This is a genomic window from Salipiger sp. CCB-MM3, assembly GCF_001687105.1.
In the GTDB taxonomy this organism is placed as follows: Bacteria; Pseudomonadota; Alphaproteobacteria; order Rhodobacterales; family Rhodobacteraceae; genus Salipiger.
Genome location: NZ_CP014595.1, coordinates 1,906,124 through 1,923,597, shown reverse-complemented (window position 1 = coordinate 1,923,597; position 17,474 = coordinate 1,906,124). Strand labels below are relative to the sequence as shown.

Annotated in this window: 12 protein-coding genes; 1 reads left to right on the top strand and 11 read right to left on the bottom strand. The window is 62.4% G+C overall.

What is annotated here, in order from left to right; translation table 11 throughout:
* Positions 1 to 51: 51 nt before the first annotated feature.
* Genes fusA through rpsL form a run of 3 tightly spaced genes read right to left on the bottom strand, consistent with a single transcriptional unit; the run spans position 52 to position 3,051 of the window.
* The gene (fusA, locus tag AYJ57_RS09300; RefSeq protein ID WP_066104049.1) at positions 52 to 2,175 is read right to left on the bottom strand and encodes an elongation factor G; all 2,124 of its coding nucleotides are present in this window, start codon (positions 2,173 to 2,175) and stop codon (positions 52 to 54) included.
* Positions 2,176 to 2,196: 21 nt separating this feature from the next.
* Positions 2,197 to 2,667 (bottom strand): 30S ribosomal protein S7, encoded by a 471-nt coding sequence (rpsG, locus tag AYJ57_RS09295; protein WP_066104045.1) that lies wholly within the window; start codon positions 2,665 to 2,667, stop codon positions 2,197 to 2,199.
* A 12-nt stretch (positions 2,668 to 2,679) separates the two neighbouring features.
* Positions 2,680 to 3,051, bottom strand: coding sequence for a 30S ribosomal protein S12 (rpsL, locus tag AYJ57_RS09290; protein ID WP_005862801.1), 372 nt, complete (start codon positions 3,049 to 3,051; stop codon positions 2,680 to 2,682).
* A 375-nt stretch (positions 3,052 to 3,426) separates the two neighbouring features.
* Between rpsL and AYJ57_RS09285 the strand changes: the two genes are divergently transcribed.
* Positions 3,427 to 4,227, top strand: coding sequence for a putative rhamnosyl transferase (locus AYJ57_RS09285; protein ID WP_066104042.1), 801 nt, complete (start codon positions 3,427 to 3,429; stop codon positions 4,225 to 4,227).
* On the opposite strand, the gene AYJ57_RS09280 is transcribed toward AYJ57_RS09285, so the two are convergent.
* From AYJ57_RS09280 to nusG, 8 genes are all read right to left on the bottom strand, one after another.
* Entirely contained in the window at positions 4,203 to 5,111 is a 909-nt protein-coding gene (locus tag AYJ57_RS09280) for a DMT family transporter (protein ID WP_066104039.1), read from the bottom strand. The two genes, AYJ57_RS09285 and AYJ57_RS09280, sit on opposite strands and share 25 nt — an antisense overlap.
* A gap of 223 nt (positions 5,112 to 5,334) precedes the next feature.
* Positions 5,335 to 9,588, bottom strand: a complete 4,254-nt coding sequence (gene rpoC / locus AYJ57_RS09275; protein ID WP_066104036.1) for a DNA-directed RNA polymerase subunit beta' — start codon at positions 9,586 to 9,588, stop codon at positions 5,335 to 5,337.
* Positions 9,589 to 9,665: 77 nt separating this feature from the next.
* The gene (gene rpoB, locus AYJ57_RS09270) at positions 9,666 to 13,802 is read right to left on the bottom strand and encodes a DNA-directed RNA polymerase subunit beta (protein WP_066104033.1); all 4,137 of its coding nucleotides are present in this window, start codon (positions 13,800 to 13,802) and stop codon (positions 9,666 to 9,668) included.
* 252 nt (positions 13,803 to 14,054) lie between these two features.
* Positions 14,055 to 14,435, bottom strand: a complete 381-nt coding sequence (gene rplL, locus AYJ57_RS09265) for a 50S ribosomal protein L7/L12 (RefSeq protein ID WP_066104030.1) — start codon at positions 14,433 to 14,435, stop codon at positions 14,055 to 14,057.
* Positions 14,436 to 14,509: 74 nt separating this feature from the next.
* Complete coding sequence (gene rplJ, locus AYJ57_RS09260; RefSeq protein ID WP_066104027.1) at positions 14,510 to 15,022, bottom strand: 50S ribosomal protein L10; 513 nt, start codon at positions 15,020 to 15,022, stop codon at positions 14,510 to 14,512.
* A 495-nt stretch (positions 15,023 to 15,517) separates the two neighbouring features.
* Complete coding sequence (rplA, locus tag AYJ57_RS09255; protein WP_066104024.1) at positions 15,518 to 16,216, bottom strand: 50S ribosomal protein L1; 699 nt, start codon at positions 16,214 to 16,216, stop codon at positions 15,518 to 15,520.
* 1 nt (position 16,217) lies between these two features.
* Positions 16,218 to 16,667: a 50S ribosomal protein L11 gene (rplK, locus tag AYJ57_RS09250; RefSeq protein ID WP_066104020.1), complete on the bottom strand. Its 450-nt coding sequence runs from the start codon at positions 16,665 to 16,667 to the stop codon at positions 16,218 to 16,220.
* Positions 16,668 to 16,790: 123 nt separating this feature from the next.
* On the bottom strand, positions 16,791 to 17,324 hold the full coding sequence (gene nusG / locus AYJ57_RS09245; RefSeq protein ID WP_066104017.1) for a transcription termination/antitermination protein NusG: 534 nt from the start codon (positions 17,322 to 17,324) through the stop codon (positions 16,791 to 16,793).
* Positions 17,325 to 17,474 lie beyond the last annotated feature (150 nt).

The window sequence follows — 17,474 nt, the reverse complement described above, 5'->3', positions numbered from 1 at the left end:
GTGCACGCACCCTACTTGGGTAGGGTGCGGGGCCGAGCCCCGCACCGCTGCTTATGCGTATTTCGCCTGGATCTCGTCCGAGATGTTCTGCGGAACCGGATCGTAGTGGTCGAACTGCATCGTGAACTGCGCGCGGCCCGAGGACATCGAGCGCAGGGTGTTGATGTAGCCGAACATGTTGGCCAGCGGCACGAAGGCCTGAACTGCGACGGCGTTGCCGCGCGGCTCCTGACCCGACACCTGACCACGGCGGGAGGTGAGGTCACCGATGATCGATCCGGTGTACTCTTCCGGCGTGATCACTTCGACCTTCATCATCGGCTCGAGCAGCTTCGCGCCAGCTTTGCGCAGACCTTCGCGCATTGCCATCCGCGACGCGATTTCGAAGGCCAGAACCGAGGAGTCCACGTCGTGGAACTTACCGTCGATCAGCGCGACCTTGAAGTCGATCACCGGGAAGCCTGCCAGCGGACCGGAGTCCATGACCGACTTGATGCCCTTTTCGACGCCCGGGATGTATTCCTTCGGAACAGCACCGCCGACGATCTTGCTCTCGAACGAGTAGCCTTCGCCCGCTTCGGTTGGGCTGATGACCAGCTTGACCTCTGCGAACTGACCCGAACCACCCGACTGTTTCTTGTGGGTGTAGGTGTGCTCGATCTCGTGACCGATGGTCTCGCGGTAAGCCACCTGCGGCGCACCGATGTTCGCCTCAACCTTGAACTCGCGCTTCAGACGGTCGACGAGGATGTCCAGGTGAAGTTCGCCCATGCCCTTCATGATGGTCTGACCGGACTCGAGGTCGGTCTCCACGCGGAAGGAGGGGTCTTCTGCGGCCAGACGGGCCAGACCCTGGGACATCTTCTCTTGGTCAGCCTTGGTCTTCGGCTCGACCGCGATCTCGATAACGGGATCGGGGAAGGTCATGGTTTCGAGAACGACCTGCTTCTGCGAGTCGCACAGGGTGTCACCGGTGGTGGTCTCTTTGAGGCCAGCCAGCGCGATGATGTCGCCTGCGAAGGCTTCTTCGATCTCTTCCCGGTTGTTCGAGTGCATCATCATCATACGACCGATGCGCTCTTTCTTACCCTTGGTCGAGTTCATGATCGAATCGCCCTTCTTCATCGTACCGGAGTAGATACGGGTGAAGGTGAGCGAGCCCACGAAGGGGTCGTTCATGATCTTGAACGCGAGGCCCGAGAAGGGCTCTTCGTCCGAAGCACGACGCTCGATGTTCCGGGTCTCGGTCTCGTCATCCGGCGAGAAGCCCATGTACGGCGGAACGTCGAGGGGGCCGGGCAGGAAGTCGACCACAGCGTTGAGCAGGGGCTGAACGCCCTTGTTCTTGAACGCCGAGCCACCCAGAACCGGAACGAAGGACAGCGACAGCGTGCCCTTACGGATCAGGTTCCGCAGGGTGGGAACGTCGGGCTCTTCGCCTTCGAGGTAGGCTTCCATCGCCGCATCGTCCTGCTCAACAGCATTCTCGATGAGGTGCGAACGCCACTCGTCTGCCACGTCCTTCAGGTCGTCGCGGATCGGCTGACGCACCCAGGATGCGCCGAGGTCTTCACCCTGCCAGACCCACTCTTCCATGGTCACGAGGTCGACGATGCCTTCGAGCTGGTCTTCTGCACCGATCGGGAAGTTGACGGGAACCGGGGTTGCGCCCGTACGGTCCTTGATCATCTTCACGCAGTTGAAGAAGTCAGCGCCGATCTTGTCCATCTTGTTGACGAACACGATGCGCGGCACCTTGTAGCGGTCAGCCTGACGCCACACGGTCTCGGTCTGCGGTTCCACACCGGCGTTGCCGTCGAGGAGACAAATCGCACCGTCGAGCACGGCCAGCGAACGCTCGACTTCGATAGTGAAGTCAACGTGGCCGGGAGTGTCGATGATGTTGTAGCGGAATTTCGTGTCCGAGGTACCTTCCTCGGTCGGATCTTCCTGCCACTGCCAGAACGTGGTGGTCGCGGCGGACGTGATGGTGATGCCGCGCTCCTGCTCCTGCTCCATCCAGTCCATGGTGGCTGCGCCATCGTGGACTTCGCCGATCTTGTGCGAACGGCCGGTGTAATACAGGATGCGTTCCGTCGTCGTGGTCTTGCCCGCGTCGATGTGGGCCATGATCCCGAAGTTGCGGTAACGCTGGAGGGGATATTCGCGTGCCATGTTGGTTTGCCTTTCCGGAGCTTACCAGCGGTAGTGGCTGAACGCTTTGTTCGCGTCGGCCATCTTATGGGTGTCTTCGCGCTTCTTAACAGCGGAGCCACGCGATTGCACGGCGTCCAGAAGCTCACCCGCGAGACGCTCTTCCATCGTGTTCTCGTTACGCGAACGCGATGCGGCGATCAGCCAGCGGATTGCCAGGGCTTCGCGGCGCTCGGGGCGCACTTCGACGGGAACCTGGTAGGTGGCACCACCAACGCGGCGCGAACGAACTTCGACGGCCGGCTTGATGTTGTCGAGAGCCTCGTGGAACACTTCCACGGGCGCGCGCTTTACTTTGCCTTCAACGCGCTCGAGGGCGTTGTAGACGATGCGCTCTGCGACCGACTTCTTGCCGTCGATCATCAGGTTGTTCATGAATTTGGTCAGAACCCGGTCGCCATACTTGGCGTCGGGCAGGACTTCGCGTTTTTCGGCGGCGTGACGACGAGACATTTATATATCCTCTTACTTCGGACGCTTCGCGCCGTACTTGGAGCGGCGCTGCTTCCGGTCTTTGACGCCCTGGGTGTCGAGGACACCGCGCAGGATGTGATAGCGGACACCCGGAAGGTCTTTCACACGGCCGCCGCGGATGAGCACAACAGAGTGCTCCTGCAGGTTGTGCGATTCACCCGGGATGTAGGAGATGACTTCGTAGCCGTTGGTCAGACGCACCTTGGCCACCTTACGCATTGCCGAGTTCGGCTTCTTAGGCGTGGTGGTGTAGACGCGGGTGCAGACGCCGCGCTTCTGCGGGCACTGTTCCAGGTGCTGCGACTTCGAACGTTTGACTTTCGGCTGCCGCGGCTTGCGGATCAGCTGTTGGATCGTGGGCATATGGGTTGTTCCCCGTAATTCTCACATATGTGTGCACGGGGAGCCCCCCATGCGGTTCAAGCAAAAGGCGCCCTACGCGTCCGCAGGTCACCGGTTTTGTCCGTGCCGCAACCGACCCAGAGGGCAGTAACGACAAAATACCGCATACGTCCCCGGACATGGGTGACGTCGCGGTGGGTCTGCAGAGGATCGGGGCCTGTGACGCCGATCTTGACCACGCTAGTTCTGTAGAATGCGGCGGACGCACTTGGGCCTACCACCGGATTGAGGCGCGTATAGGGGGAGTCGCCCGGCTTGTCAACACGACCCGCCGCTTGTCAGCCGCTGGCGGCGATGCCAAGCATATGCGGGACACCCAAGAGGAGCCATTCGCCCATGCAGATCATCGGCCTGTGCCGTTTTTCCTACCCCGCCGAGGGCGGCTTTCAGGTCGAACACGACAGCATCGAGGCCCGCACCGCCTATCTCTACGCGCCCGCGCGGATGGAGGAAAGACTGCGCCATTTCGAATGCATCTGCCTGCCCGGGCTGAAGGCGCAGAGCGATGGCGACTTCATCTTCCTCATATTGGTCGGCGAGGCGATGCCCGCGGTCTACCTCGAACGGCTGCGCGCGCTCATCGCCGATTTTCCACAGGCCCGCATCGTCGCCCGCCCGCCCGGTCCGCACCGGCAAGTCTGTCAGCAGGTGATCAACGCGGCGCGGGATATGAGCCAACCCTGCCTCGAGTTCCGCCATGACGACGATGACGCGGTGGCCGTGAACTTCATCGAAGAGCTGCGCGCAGCCGCCCTCGATATTTCCGCCCTGCGCGCGCGCCACCGCCTCGTCGCCCTCGATTGGAACCGTGGCTATGTCGCCCGCCCCGATGCCGAAGGCCTCTGCGCCGAGCCCTGCATGACCCCTTTCTGGGGCGTGGCGCAGGCGGTCGCCGTGGCGCCGGGCGTGCGGCAGAGCATCATGAACTTCGGCCACCAAAAGCTCATCCAGTTCATGCCGACGCTCAGCTTCACCGACAGCCCGATGTATCTACGCGGGCACAATGATCACAACGACTCGCGGCAAAAGAAACACGTGAAACCGGTCGAGCTGCCGCGGCTCGATGCCGAGGGCGAAGCCGAGATCAAACGCCGCTTCGCCGTCGACTGCGATCACATCCGCCGCGTCTTTGCCTGAGCGCCCCGACCTGCCCCGCGCAACTGGCGCTCACGCCAAAGGGTGAAACTGCCCATCACCGCGATGACCGCCGCCCCCATTAGGGTGAGCGGCGCGGGCACCTCGCCCCAGACCACCAGCCCCAGCAGCAGCGCCCATATGAGCCCGGTGTAGCGGAACGGCGCGATGAACCCCACGTCGCCCACGCGCATCGCCATCACGCTCAGCGTGTAGCCCGCGACGATGAGCACGCTGGTCCCGAGCATCAGCAGCGACAGCCGGCCGTCCAGCGGCTGCCAGTCCTCGCCCAGAGACCAGAGCCCCGCAAGCAGCAGCACCGACATGGCCGACGACAGCGTGACCTGCATCGACGGCACCGAAGGCGCCAGGCGCCGCGTGGCCAGATCGCGCAGCGTGACCGAGCCGACCGCCGCCAGCGCCAGCAGGGAATAGGCGTTGAACCCCTCGGTGCCGGGCTGGACGATCAGCAGCATCCCCAGAAAGCCGCCCGCGATCGCCAGCCAGCGGCGCCAACCCACCGGCTCGGAAAAGAATACCGCGCTGCTCAGGGTCACCGTCAGCGGCACCATCTGCAAAAGCGCCGTGGCATTGGCCAAGGGCATGTTGCGCAAAGCGGTCAGGAAGAAATAGGCCGAGCCGCATTCGGCCACCCCGCGCAGCGCCATCAGCGCAGTGTCGCGCCGACCCGGACGGTGCCGGAAGGCCCCGAGGCGAGCGGCAAGCAGCGCGATGCACAGGCTCGCGACGATCCCGCGCAGCACCAGAACCTGCGACAGCGGCAGGGCCGAGCCGATGGCTTTCACGCAGGCATCGCTGAAGGTGAAGGCGGCCATATTCCCGATCATCAGGAGCACGCCGCGGCTGTTGTCCGAAAGGCTCTTCATGCGCCCTGCGCTAGCACCGCCGCCCCGCCATCACCACGGGGAAACGATACTGCGCACGAAAACATCCGCCGCCGTGTCTTCTTCTCTTTGAAAATACGCCTGGGGTGAGCCGCGCAGCGGCGAGGGGGCAGCGCCCCCTCCCCTTCAGCACCACCAAAACACAAAAAAGCCCCCGCGCCGAAGCGCGGGGGCCGATCTCTGCCAGACCTTTCGGCCGCTGCGATTACTCGCGGCTTTCCGGCGTGTCCACGACCAGCGTGTCGAACTCGTCGCCACCGATCACGTCGCTCTCCGCCGAGGCTTCGGGCGCGGCCAGCAGCGCGGCCTGTTCGGCCTCGTCGCGGCGCACTTCGATCACCTTGTTGTCGCGCTCGGTCGCGATGCGACGCACCCGCTGGGTCGCGCCACCGGTGCCCGCCGGGATCAGGCGGCCCACGATGACGTTTTCCTTGAGGCCGACCAGCTTGTCCTTCTTGCCCTGCACCGAAGCCTCGGTGAGGACGCGGGTGGTCTCCTGGAAGGAGGCCGCCGAGATGAACGAACGGGTCTGCAGCGACGCTTTGGTGATGCCGAGCAGGATGGGCTCGCCCGTCGCCGGACGGCCGCCCTTCTTCTCGATCTTCTCGTTGGCCGCGTCGAACTCCGCCTTGTCCACATGCTCGCCTTTGAGCAGCGTGGTGTCGCCGGAGTCGTGGATTTCCCACTTCTGCAGCATCTGACGGACGATGACCTCGACGTGCTTGTCGTTGATCTTCACGCCCTGCAGTCGATAGACGTCCTGGACTTCGTCGATCATGTAGTTCGCCAGAGCCTCGACACCCATGATGGCCAGGATGTCATGCGGCGCCGGGTTGCCGTCCATGATGTAGTCGCCCTTCTGGACGTAATCGCCCTCGACCACCGGAATGTGCTTGCCCTTGGGGATCATGTATTCCTTGGGCTCCAGCGTGTCGTCGACCGGGTCAATCGCGATGCGGCGCTTGTTCTTGTAGTCCTTGCCAAAGCGCACATAGCCGTCGATTTCGGCGATGATGGCGTGGTCCTTCGGACGACGCGCTTCGAAGAGTTCGGCCACACGCGGCAGACCACCGGTAATGTCCTTCGTCTTCGCGCCTTCACGCGGGATACGCGCCAGAACGTCACCGGCCTTGATCTCCTGCCCGTCTTCGCACGACAGGATCGCGTCGACCGACATCGGGTAGGTGATCGGGTTGCCAGCCGCGTTGCGGACGGGCTCGCCATCGGCATCCATCAGGATGATTTCCGGCTTGAGCTCGTTGCCCTTCGGTGCCGCACGCCAGTCGATCACGATCTTCTGGGTCATGCCGGTGGCATCGTCGGTCTCGTCGCGCACGGCCACACCATTGGTGAGGTCCACATGCTTGGCGACACCGTCGGCCTCCGCCAGGATCGGCAGGGTGTAGGGGTCCCACTCGAACAGCTTGTCGCCGCGAGCGACCTTCTGGCCTTCCTTGACGAACAGCTTGGTGCCGTAGCCGAGCTTGTGGCTCGCACGTTCCTTGCCGTCCTCACCCATGATCCGCAGCTTCATGTTGCGGCCCATGATGAGCGTCTCGCCGATGGAGTTCTCGAGGGTCGAGGCGTTCTCGAACTCGATGATGCCTTCCTGCGAAGCTTCCTGGAAGGACTGCTGGCCACCCTGAGCAACGCCGCCGATGTGGAAGGTCCGCATCGTCAGCTGCGTGCCAGGCTCACCGATCGACTGCGCGGCGATGATGCCGACAGCTTCGCCGGTGTTGACCATGGTGCCGCGTGCGAGGTCACGGCCATAGCACATGGCGCAGACGCCCTCTTCGGCCTCACAGGTCAGCGGCGAGCGGATGCGCGTGGACTGCACGGCCGCCTCGTCGATCACGTCGGCCATACGCTCGTCGATGAGCTGACCGGCACGCACCAGCACTTCGCCGGTAACGGGGTGCGGGATGTCATCCGCAGCCACACGGCCGAGGATACGCTCTGCGAGCGAGGCGACAACCTCACCATCGTTGACAGCCGCTTCTGCGGTGATCGCGCGGTCGGTGCCACAGTCGTGCGCACGCACGATGCAGTCCTGCGCCACGTCCACCAGACGACGGGTCAGGTAACCCGAGTTTGCCGTCTTCAGAGCGGTATCCGACAGACCCTTACGGGCACCGTGGGTCGAGTTGAAGTACTCGAGAACGGTCAGGCCTTCTTTGAAGTTCGAGATAATCGGGGTCTCGATGATGTCGCCGTTCGGCTTCGCCATCAGCCCGCGCATCCCGCCCAGCTGCTTCATCTGGGTGACCGAGCCACGCGCACCGGAGTGGGCCATCATGTAAACCGAGTTCGGCTCCATTTCCGACCCGTCCTCGGCGCGCTTGTTGGCCGAGATGGTGTTCATCATGGCGTCGGTGACCTTGTCGTTACACTTCGACCAGGCGTCCACCACCTTGTTGTACTTCTCGCCCTGGGTGATCAGACCGTCGAGATACTGCTGCTCGAAGTCCTTCACCTGATCGCGGGTTTCCTCGACCAGTTCCCACTTGTTGTCGGGGATGACCATGTCGTCCTTGCCGAACGAGATGCCGGCGCGGAACGCTTCTTTGAAGCCCATCGACATGATCTGGTCACAGAAGATGACCGACTCTTTCTGACCGCAGTAGCGGTAGACGGTGTCGATGACCTTCTGCACGTCTTTCTTACGCAGCAGCGTGTTGACCAGATCGAACGGAGCCTTGGCGTTCATCGGCAGCAGCGCGCCGAGGCGCACGCGGCCCGGGGTCGTCTCGTAGCGTTTGACGACCTCATTGCCCTCTTCGTCGATCTGCTTGACGCGGCATTCGATCTTGGCGTGCAGATGCACCTCACCGGAGGTCAGAGCGTGCTCCACCTCTTCGATGTTCGAGAACTTCATGCCCTCGCCCTTCATGCCTTCGCGCATGATGGTGGTGTAGTACAGGCCAAGGATCATATCCTGCGACGGAACGATGATCGGGCTGCCGTTTGCCGGCGACAGAACGTTGTTCGTCGACATCATCAGCACGCGTGCCTCGAGCTGCGCTTCAAGCGACAGCGGCACGTGAACGGCCATCTGGTCACCGTCGAAGTCAGCGTTGAACGCCGAGCAGACGAGCGGGTGCAGCTGGATGGCCTTGCCTTCGATCAGCTGGGGTTCGAACGCCTGAATGCCCAGACGGTGCAGCGTCGGCGCACGGTTCAGCAGAACCGGGTGCTCGCGGATCACCTCGTCGAGGATGTCCCACACCTCGGGACGCTCTTTCTCGACCAGTTTCTTCGCCTGCTTCACGGTGCTCGACAGACCTTTGGCCTCGAGCCGCGAGTAGATGAAGGGCTTGAACAGTTCGAGCGCCATCTTCTTCGGCAGGCCGCACTGGTGCAGCTTGAGTTCCGGACCGGTCACGATGACCGAACGGCCCGAGAAGTCGACGCGCTTACCCAGAAGGTTCTGACGGAAGCGGCCCTGCTTACCTTTCAGCATGTCCGACAGCGACTTCAGCGGGCGCTTGTTGGCACCGGTGATGACGCGGCCACGACGGCCGTTGTCGAACAGAGCGTCGACGGCTTCCTGCAGCATCCGCTTTTCGTTGCGGACGATGATGTCCGGCGCGCGCAGTTCGATCAGCCGCTTGAGGCGGTTGTTCCGGTTGATCACGCGGCGGTAGAGGTCGTTCAGGTCCGAGGTCGCGAAGCGGCCACCGTCCAGCGGCACCAGCGGGCGCAGTTCAGGCGGGATGACCGGGATCACGGTGAGGATCATCCACTCGGGACGGTTGCCCGACTCGAGGAAGGATTCCACCACCTTCAGACGCTTGATGATCTTCTTGGGCTTGAGCTCGCCGGTCGCTTCCTTGAGGTCGGCGCGCAGCTGCTCTGCCTCGGCTTCGAGGTCGATGGCGGCCAGCATCTCGCGGATCGCTTCGGCACCGATGTTGGCGCTGAAGGCGTCGGCGCCGTACTGGTCCTGCGCGTCGAGGAACTCGTCCTCGGTCATCATCTGGCCGTAGGTCAGATCGGTGAGACCGGGCTCGATCACCACGTAGTTTTCGAAGTACAGCACGCGCTCGAGGTCACGCAGCGTCATGTCCAGCATGAGGCCGATGCGCGAGGGCAGCGACTTCAGGAACCAGATGTGCGCGCAGGGGGCTGCGAGCTCGATGTGGCCCATGCGCTCGCGGCGCACTTTCTGCAGGGTAACTTCGACGCCGCATTTCTCGCAGACGACGCCGCGATACTTCATGCGCTTATATTTGCCGCACAGGCATTCGTAGTCCTTGATCGGGCCAAAAATGCGCGCGCAGAACAGGCCGTCACGCTCGGGCTTGAACGTACGGTAGTTGATCGTCTCGGGTTTCTTGATCTCGCCGTAGGACCACGAGAGGATCCGCTCGGGCGACGCCAGCGACACTTTGATCTCGTCGAAGACCTTCGGCGGGGTCAGCGGGTTGAACGGGTTGTTCGTCAGTTCCTGGTTCATGTCGTCTTCCTAAATGACAGGGCTTGGAGAGAGGAGCCGCGCGGGACCGATGCCCCGCGCGGTGGCTGGAAGGGCCGTTATTCCTCGTCCTCCGCGTCCAGGAGTTCCATGTTCAGGCCGAGGCCGCGGACTTCTTTCACGAGAACGTTGAAGCTCTCGGGAACGCCCGCCTCGTAGTTGTCCTCGCCCTTGACGATGCTTTCGTAGACCTTCGTCCGGCCTGCCACGTCGTCCGACTTCACGGTCAGCATTTCCTGCAGGGTGTAGGCGGCGCCATAGGCTTCCAGAGCCCAGACTTCCATCTCCCCGAAACGCTGGCCACCGAACTGCGCCTTACCACCCAGCGGCTGCTGCGTGACGAGCGAGTACGGGCCGGTGGAACGCGCGTGGATCTTGTCGTCGACAAGGTGGTGCAGCTTGAGCATGTACTTCACGCCCACCGTCACCTCACGAGCGAACTGATCGCCGGTGCGGCCATCGAACAGCACCGACTGACCGGACTGGTTGATGCCCGCGCGCTGCAGCGCGTCGTTCACATCGGCTTCCTTGGCGCCGTCGAAGACCGGCGTCGCGATCGGCACACCGCGGGTTGCATTCGAGGCGGCTTCGAGAAGCTGATACTCCTCCATGCCCTCGATGCCCTCGGCGTAGACCTCGGCACCATACGCGTGACGCATCGCCTCACGGACCGGGGTGATGTCGCCGGAACGGCGGTATTCCTGCAGGCCTTCGTCGATCTGGTTGCCCAGAGCGCGTGCGGCCCAACCCATGTGGGTTTCAAGAATCTGACCGACGTTCATACGCGACGGCACGCCCAGCGGGTTGAGGCAGAAGTCGACCGGGGTACCATCCGCAAGGAACGGCATGTCCTCGATCGGAACCACGCGCGACACAACACCTTTGTTGCCGTGACGGCCGGCCATCTTGTCGCCCGGCTGCAGCTTGCGCTTCACCGCGACGAAGACTTTGACCATCTTCATCACACCCGGCGGCAGGTCGTCGCCGCGACGGACTTTCTCGACCTTGTCCTCGAAACGGGCATCGAGCGCGCGCTTCTGCGCCTCGTACTGCTCGTGCAGGGCCTCGACGATCTGCGCGTCTGCTTCCTCGGCGAGAGCAAGCTGCCACCACTGGCCACGGCTCAGGCTTTCGAGGAGCTCTTCGTTGATCTCCGAGTTCGGGCGCACGCCCTTCGGACCCTTCACCGCGGTCTTGCCCAGGACGAGGTCCTTGAGACGGGCATAGATGTTGCGGTCGAGAATGGCGAGCTCGTCGTCCCGGTCACGGGCCAGACGTTCGACTTCCTCACGCTCGATCTGCAGCGCACGTTCGTCTTTTTCCACGCCGTGACGGTTGAAGACGCGAACTTCCACGACGGTGCCGTAGTCGCCCGGCTTCACGCGCAGCGAGGTGTCACGCACGTCCGAAGCTTTCTCACCGAAGATGGCGCGGAGGAGTTTCTCTTCCGGCGTCATCGGGCTTTCGCCCTTCGGAGTGATCTTGCCGACAAGAATGTCGCCCGGCTCCACGTCCGCACCGATATACACGATACCGGCTTCGTCGAGGTTGCGCAGGGCTTCCTCGCCGACGTTGGGAATGTCGCGGGTGATCTCTTCCGGCCCAAGCTTGGTGTCGCGGGCGGCAACTTCGAATTCCTCGATGTGGATCGAGGTGTAGACGTCGTCACGCGCGATGCGCTCGGAGATCAGGATCGAGTCTTCGTAGTTGTAGCCGTTCCAGGGCATGAAGGCGACGATGATGTTCTTGCCGAGCGCCAGTTCACCGATGTCGGTGGACGGGCCGTCTGCAATCACTTCACCTTTGCCAACTTTGTCACCCACTTTCACCAGGGGACGCTGGTTGATGCAGGTGTTCTGGTTCGAGCGCTGGAACTTGCGCATGCGGTAGATGTCCACGCCCGGATCGCCCGGCTCGAGACCATCGGTCGCACGGATCACGATACGCTGCGCATCGACCTGGTCGATGATGCCGCCGCGCTTGGCCATGATCGCTGCGCCAGAGTCGCGTGCCACGACTTCTTCGATCCCGGTGCCGACCAGCGGCGCCTCGGATTTCAGAACGGGCACGGCCTGACGCTGCATGTTCGCGCCCATCAGTGCGCGGTTGGCGTCGTCGTTTTCGAGGAACGGGATGAGCGAGGCACCGACCGAGACCAGCTGCTTCGGCGAGACGTCGATCAGGTCGACGCTTTCGCGCGGCGCGAGCGTGTAGTCGCCCGACTGGCGGGTCGACACGAGGTCGTTGATGAACTTGCCGTCTTCATCCAGCGTCGCGTTGGCCTGCGCCACGGTGTGACGCATCTCTTCGGTCGCCGACATGTACTGAACTTCGTCGGTCACCTTCGCATCGATAACTTTACGATACGGGGTTTCGATGAAGCCGTACTTGTTGACGCGGGCAAAGGTGGCCAGCGAGTTGATCAGACCGATGTTCGGGCCTTCCGGCGTCTCAATCGGGCACATCCGGCCGTAGTGGGTCGGGTGCACGTCGCGCACCTCAAAGCCTGCGCGTTCGCGGGTCAGACCGCCCGGCCCGAGGGCCGACAGGCGACGCTTGTGCGTCACTTCCGAAAGCGGGTTGGTCTGGTCCATGAACTGCGACAGCTGCGAGGAGCCGAAGAACTCGCGCACGGCAGCCGCGGCGGGCTTCGCGTTGATCAGGTCCTGCGGCATGACGGTGTCGATCTCGACCGACGACATACGCTCTTTGATCGCGCGCTCCATGCGGAGCAGGCCGACACGGTACTGGTTTTCCATCAGTTCGCCGACGGAACGGACGCGACGGTTGCCGAGGTGGTCGATGTCGTCCACTTCGCCACGGCCATCACGCAGTTCGACCAGCGCCTTGATGCACTTGACGATATCGTCACGGTCCAGCGTGCGCTGGGTGTCCGGCTTGTCGAGCGCCAGACGCATGTTCATCTTCACGCGGCCAACGGCCGAGAGGTCGTAGCGCTCGCTATCGAAGAACAGCGTGTCGAAGAGGGCCGAAGCGGCCTCGACGGTCGGCGGCTCACCCGGACGCATGACGCGGTAGATGTCCATGAGCGCGCTGTTGCGGTCCATGTTCTTGTCTTGCGCCATCGTGTTGCGCATGTAGGCGCCGACGGTGATGTTGTCGATGTCGAGAACGGGGATCTCGGTGACGCCCGCGTCGATCAGCTCTTTCAGGGTGCCGCCGGTGACGTCGCCGTCTTTGTCGACTTCCCAGGTCAGCTCATCGCCGGCTTCGACGTAGATCGCGCCGGTTTCTTCGTTGATGATGTCCTTGGAGACGAATTTGCCGACGATCTGCTCGAACGGCAGCAGCAGGTTCTTCACCTTGCCTTCGTCGATCAGCTTCTTCACCGCGCGCGGGGTCACCTTTTTGGTGGCCTCGGCGATGATCTCTCCGGTGTCCGCGTCCACGAGATCGTGGGTCGGGCGCGTGCCGCGCACCCGCTCGGGGAAGAACTTCGTCACCCAGCCTTCGCCGCGACGCAGCGTGTAGGTCACGGTGTCGTAGTAGGCATCCATTATCTCTTCTTGGCCAAGGCCCAGTGCGTAAAGCAGGGTCGTGACCGGAAGTTTCCGGCGGCGGTCGATACGTGCAAAGACGATGTCCTTGGCGTCGAATTCGAAGTCGAGCCAGGAGCCGCGGTAGGGAATGATGCGGCAGGCGAAGAGCAGCTTGCCCGAGCTGTGGGTCTTGCCTTTGTCATGGTCGAAGAAGACGCCCGGCGAGCGGTGCATCTGGGACACGATCACGCGTTCGGTGCCGTTCACGATGAACGTACCGTTCGGGGTCATCAGAGGCATGTCGCCCATGAAGACGTCTTGTTCCTTGATGTCCTTGACGGACTTCGCACCGGTGTCTTCGTCGATATCAAACACGATGAGGCGCAGGGTGACCTTCAGCGGAGCGCTGTAGGTCATGTCGCGCTGCATGCACTCTTCGACGTCGTACTTGGGCTTTTCCAGTTCGTAGTTGACGAACTCGAGAACGGCGGTCTCGTTGAAATCCTTGATCGGGAAAACCGACTGGAAGACGCCCTTGATGCCTTCACCGTCGGTGGGCTGCAGCTGGTCGCCGGATTTCAGGAAGAGTTCGTAGGAGCTTTTCTGAACCTCGATGAGGTTCGGCATCTCCAGAACCTCGCGAATTTTACCGTAATATCTGCGGAGACGTTTCTGGCCAAGAAAGCTTTGCGCCATAGGTCTGTTCACCTTTCGCTTCTCACTGGACGCGCATGCTGTCGGGCACCAGCAGCACATCCATCCGAGACGGCAGTGTTCCGATCCATTCCTGGCCCCTGTCCCACCAGAGGCCTCCCGATCCTGGAACTCGCCTGAGAGAGGCCCCGGCCCTTCGGCAGAAGGGGCCTCTCTGAGACGGGTTCGGCTGGACCCGGAAAACTCCGGATCCAGCCTGTAGTCTCAATTGCTCCGGGCAGACCCGGACAGCAATTACTTGAGCTCGATTTCTGCGCCTGCTTCTTCGAGCTTCTTCTTGATCTCTTCGGCTTCGTCCTTGGAGACGCCTTCTTTGACAGCCTTGCCGCCGGCTTCCACCAGCTCTTTGGCTTCTTTCAGGCCCAGGCCGGTGATGCCGCGGACTTCTTTGATCACGTTGATCTTCTTGTCGCCTGCCGACTTGAGGATCACGTCGAATTCGGTCTTTTCTTCCTCAGCTGCTGCGTCGCCGCCAGCTGCCGGACCAGCCATCATCACTGCGCCGCCTGCTGCGGGCTCGATGCCGTACTCGTCCTTGAGGATGGTTTTCAGTTCTTGTGCTTCGAGCAGCGTCAGACCGACGATTTGCTCTGCAAGTGCTTTAAGATCAGCCATTTTACGTATTCCGTCTAGCTAGATGTGTTCCAACGTGCGGGTCTTCAACCCCACGAAGATCTGGTGGGATGCCGTTACGCCGCTTTCTCTTCGATGGTCGAGAGAATCGAGGCGATGTTCGATGCAGGTGCGCCAATTGCACCGGCGATGTTCGAAGCAGGCGCGCCGATGCAGCCGACGATGGAAGCAATAAGCTCATCGCGCGACGGCATTTTCGACACGGCCTCGACACCGGCCCGGTCCAGAGCCGTTCCGCCCATTGCGCCGCCGAGGATCTCGAACTTCGAGTTTGCCTTGGCGAAGTCCTCAACCACCTTGGCAGCTGCCACGGGGTCTTCGGAGTAGGTCAGAACGGTCATGCCCTCGAGGTATTCGGAAATGCTTTCGCACTCCGAGCCCTTGAGAGCGATCTTGGCGAGCCTGTTCTTGGCGACGCGAACCGACGTGTCAGCCGCGCGGGCGCGGGCACGAAGATCCGTCATCTCGGCAACCGTGAGACCTTCGTAGCGGCTAACCACCACGACGCCAGAGCTTTCAAAGATCTGGCCGAGTTCCTCGACCACTTTCTCTTTCTGGGCTCTATCCACAGTTTCACTCCAAGTTATGGAGGGGATTCGACCCCTCCGGCTCGTTCTGCCGGGTCTCCCCGGCCTCAAGGTCCGATCGGGTCGTCACATCGCGCCACCGGAACACAAGGCCCGGAACGTTATGTCTCTTCCCGTCTCAGGCAGGATTTAAGAGAAAACAGATCAAGAATCCGCCGCTCACCCACCGTCTCGGACGAAATCGAGGGCCGCCACGAATCGTGCGCTGCCCTCGTCTGCTCCGCTTACCGGGTTTTACGCCCCTTGCCAAGGGCGGATCGCCCCAAATGCGGAGACGCGCAGTCTACCACCGGTTCCGCAAGATGCAATCACGCAGGTGTCTAAGATGCGAACCAGCGCCACGGCTTGCAATTCGCGCCTAGATCCGCCGTCTCCCCTGCCCCGCCGAGACTTGACGACGGTCGAAGCTAACACCGCACCCAAATGCAAAAGGCCCCACCGTTTCCGGCGGGGCCTTCGCAATCAGATCGGGTCAGATCACTCGACGTTGGCCGAGGTCACGTCAACCGACACACCCGGGCCCATGGTCGAGCTGAGCGAGATCTTCTGAACGTAGGTGCCCTTTGCACCGGTCGGCTTCGCCTTGGCGACCGCGCCAACGAAGGCACGGATGTTCTCGGCGAGCTTGGCTTCGTCGAAGGACGCTTTGCCAACACCGGCGTGGATCACGCCAGCTTTTTCCACCTTGAACTGAACCTGGCCACCCTTCGCGTCCTTGACCGCCTGAGCGACGTCCATGGTCACGGTGCCGACCTTCGGGTTCGGCATCAGGTTGCGCGGGCCGAGCACTTTGCCCAGACGACCGACGATCGGCATCATGTCCGGGGTCGCGATGCAGCGATCGAAATCGATGGTGCCGCCCTGAATGGTTTCCATCAGGTCTTCGGCGCCCACGATGTCTGCACCAGCGGCCTGAGCTTCTTCAGCTTTCGGGCCACGTGCAAAGACTGCGACGCGCACGGTTTTGCCGGTGCCGTTGGGCAGGCCGACAACGCCGCGGACCATCTGGTCTGCGTGACGCGGGTCAACACCGAGGTTCATCGCGATCTCGACGGTTTCGTCGAATTTGGCCGAGGCGTTTGCCTTGATCAGAGCGACCGCTTCTTCAACGGTCACGTCTTCTTTGCCGGCAAAGGCTTCACGGGCGGCGCGGGTGCGTTTTCCGAGTTTTGCCATCTTACTTAACCTCGATGCCCATCGACTTGGCCGAGCCAAGGATGATCTGCATTGCCTGCTCGACGTCGTTCGCCGACAGGTCCTTCATCTTCGCTTCGGCGATCTCGCGCACCTGAGCGACGGTGACGGTCGCAACGGTCTCGCGGCCGGGGTTCTCGGCACCACGGGGACGGTTACGCTTGCCAACGGGCTTCAGACCGGCAGCCTTCTTCAGGTAATAAGACGCGGGGGGCGTCTTGATGTCCATGGTGAAGGACTTATCCTGATAGTAGGTGATCTCGGTCGGGCAGGGTGCGCCAACTTCCATGTCCTGCGTCTTGGCGTTGAACGCCTTGCAGAATTCCATGATGTTGATGCCGCGCTGACCCAGTGCCGGACCCACGGGCGGCGACGGGTTGGCTTTGCCTGCAGGAATCTGCAGCTTCATCTTGCCAGCAAGTTTCTTGGCCATCTGGCCTCTCCTTTTTCCATGCCCGACGGACGCGTCCGCCAAGCGTTCTATGGTGTGGTCTGGTCCGGGCAGCGCGCTGCCCTCGCCTCCCACCTGTTGGCGGGGTCACCCCCGCCGAGACGCTCAGCCCTGCTTCGAGACCTGAGTGAATTCCAGCTCGACCGGGGTTTCCCGGCCAAAGATCGACACCGACACGCGCAGGCGCTGGTTGTCGTCGTCCACGCCCTCGACCATGCCATCGAAGCCCTCGAAGGGGCCGTCGTTGACTTTGACCTTCTCGCCCACCTCGAAGTGGATGAGCGTGCGGGGCGCTTCTTCGCCTTCCTGGACCCGGCCGAGGATCGCCTGAACTTCGGCGTCGCGCATCGGCATCGGGCGGCCCTGCGGACCAAGGAAACCGGTGACCCGGTTGATCGAGTTGACCAGGTGATACCCCTGATCAGACATTTCCATGTGCACGAGCACATAGCCCGGCATGAAGCGGCGCTCGGTCGTGACCTTCTTGCCGCGGCGGATCTCGATGACCTCCTCGGTCGGCACGAGAACCTCGTCGATCTGGTCCTCAAGCGCCTGCTCGGCCACCGCCTGACGGATCTGCTCCGCGATCTTCTTCTCGAAGTTCGACAGAACGCTCACCGAATACCACCGCTTCGCCATCGGGCCCCTCTTCGTTTCTCGGCCACCTTGCCAGCGGCCTGTTCAGATGCGCGCCCGAAGGCGTGCTGCAGGTTCGTCGCGGATGCGCCGCGCCCCAAAAGAAAACCGGCGTGCAACCGAATCGCTGCACGCCCGCTCTGGGTAAGTTGG

Bases quoted from the DNA above. Each gene is read 5' to 3' on its own strand.
- fusA (WP_066104049.1), bottom strand. From the start codon at position 2,175: ATGGCACGCGAATATCCCCTCCAGCGTTACCGCAACTTCGGGATCATG.
- AYJ57_RS09280 (WP_066104039.1), bottom strand. From the start codon at position 5,111: ATGAAGAGCCTTTCGGACAACAGCCGCGGCGTGCTCCTGATGATCGGG.
- rpsL (WP_005862801.1), bottom strand. From the start codon at position 3,051: ATGCCCACGATCCAACAGCTGATCCGCAAGCCGCGGCAGCCGAAAGTC.
- rplL (WP_066104030.1), bottom strand. From the start codon at position 14,435: ATGGCTGATCTTAAAGCACTTGCAGAGCAAATCGTCGGTCTGACGCTG.
- rpsG (WP_066104045.1), bottom strand. From the start codon at position 2,667: ATGTCTCGTCGTCACGCCGCCGAAAAACGCGAAGTCCTGCCCGACGCC.
- AYJ57_RS09285 (WP_066104042.1), top strand. From the start codon at position 3,427: ATGCAGATCATCGGCCTGTGCCGTTTTTCCTACCCCGCCGAGGGCGGC.
- rpoB (WP_066104033.1), bottom strand. From the start codon at position 13,802: ATGGCGCAAAGCTTTCTTGGCCAGAAACGTCTCCGCAGATATTACGGT.
- rplA (WP_066104024.1), bottom strand. From the start codon at position 16,216: ATGGCAAAACTCGGAAAACGCACCCGCGCCGCCCGTGAAGCCTTTGCC.
- rplK (WP_066104020.1), bottom strand. From the start codon at position 16,667: ATGGCCAAGAAACTTGCTGGCAAGATGAAGCTGCAGATTCCTGCAGGC.
- nusG (WP_066104017.1), bottom strand. From the start codon at position 17,324: ATGGCGAAGCGGTGGTATTCGGTGAGCGTTCTGTCGAACTTCGAGAAG.
- rpoC (WP_066104036.1), bottom strand. From the start codon at position 9,588: ATGAACCAGGAACTGACGAACAACCCGTTCAACCCGCTGACCCCGCCG.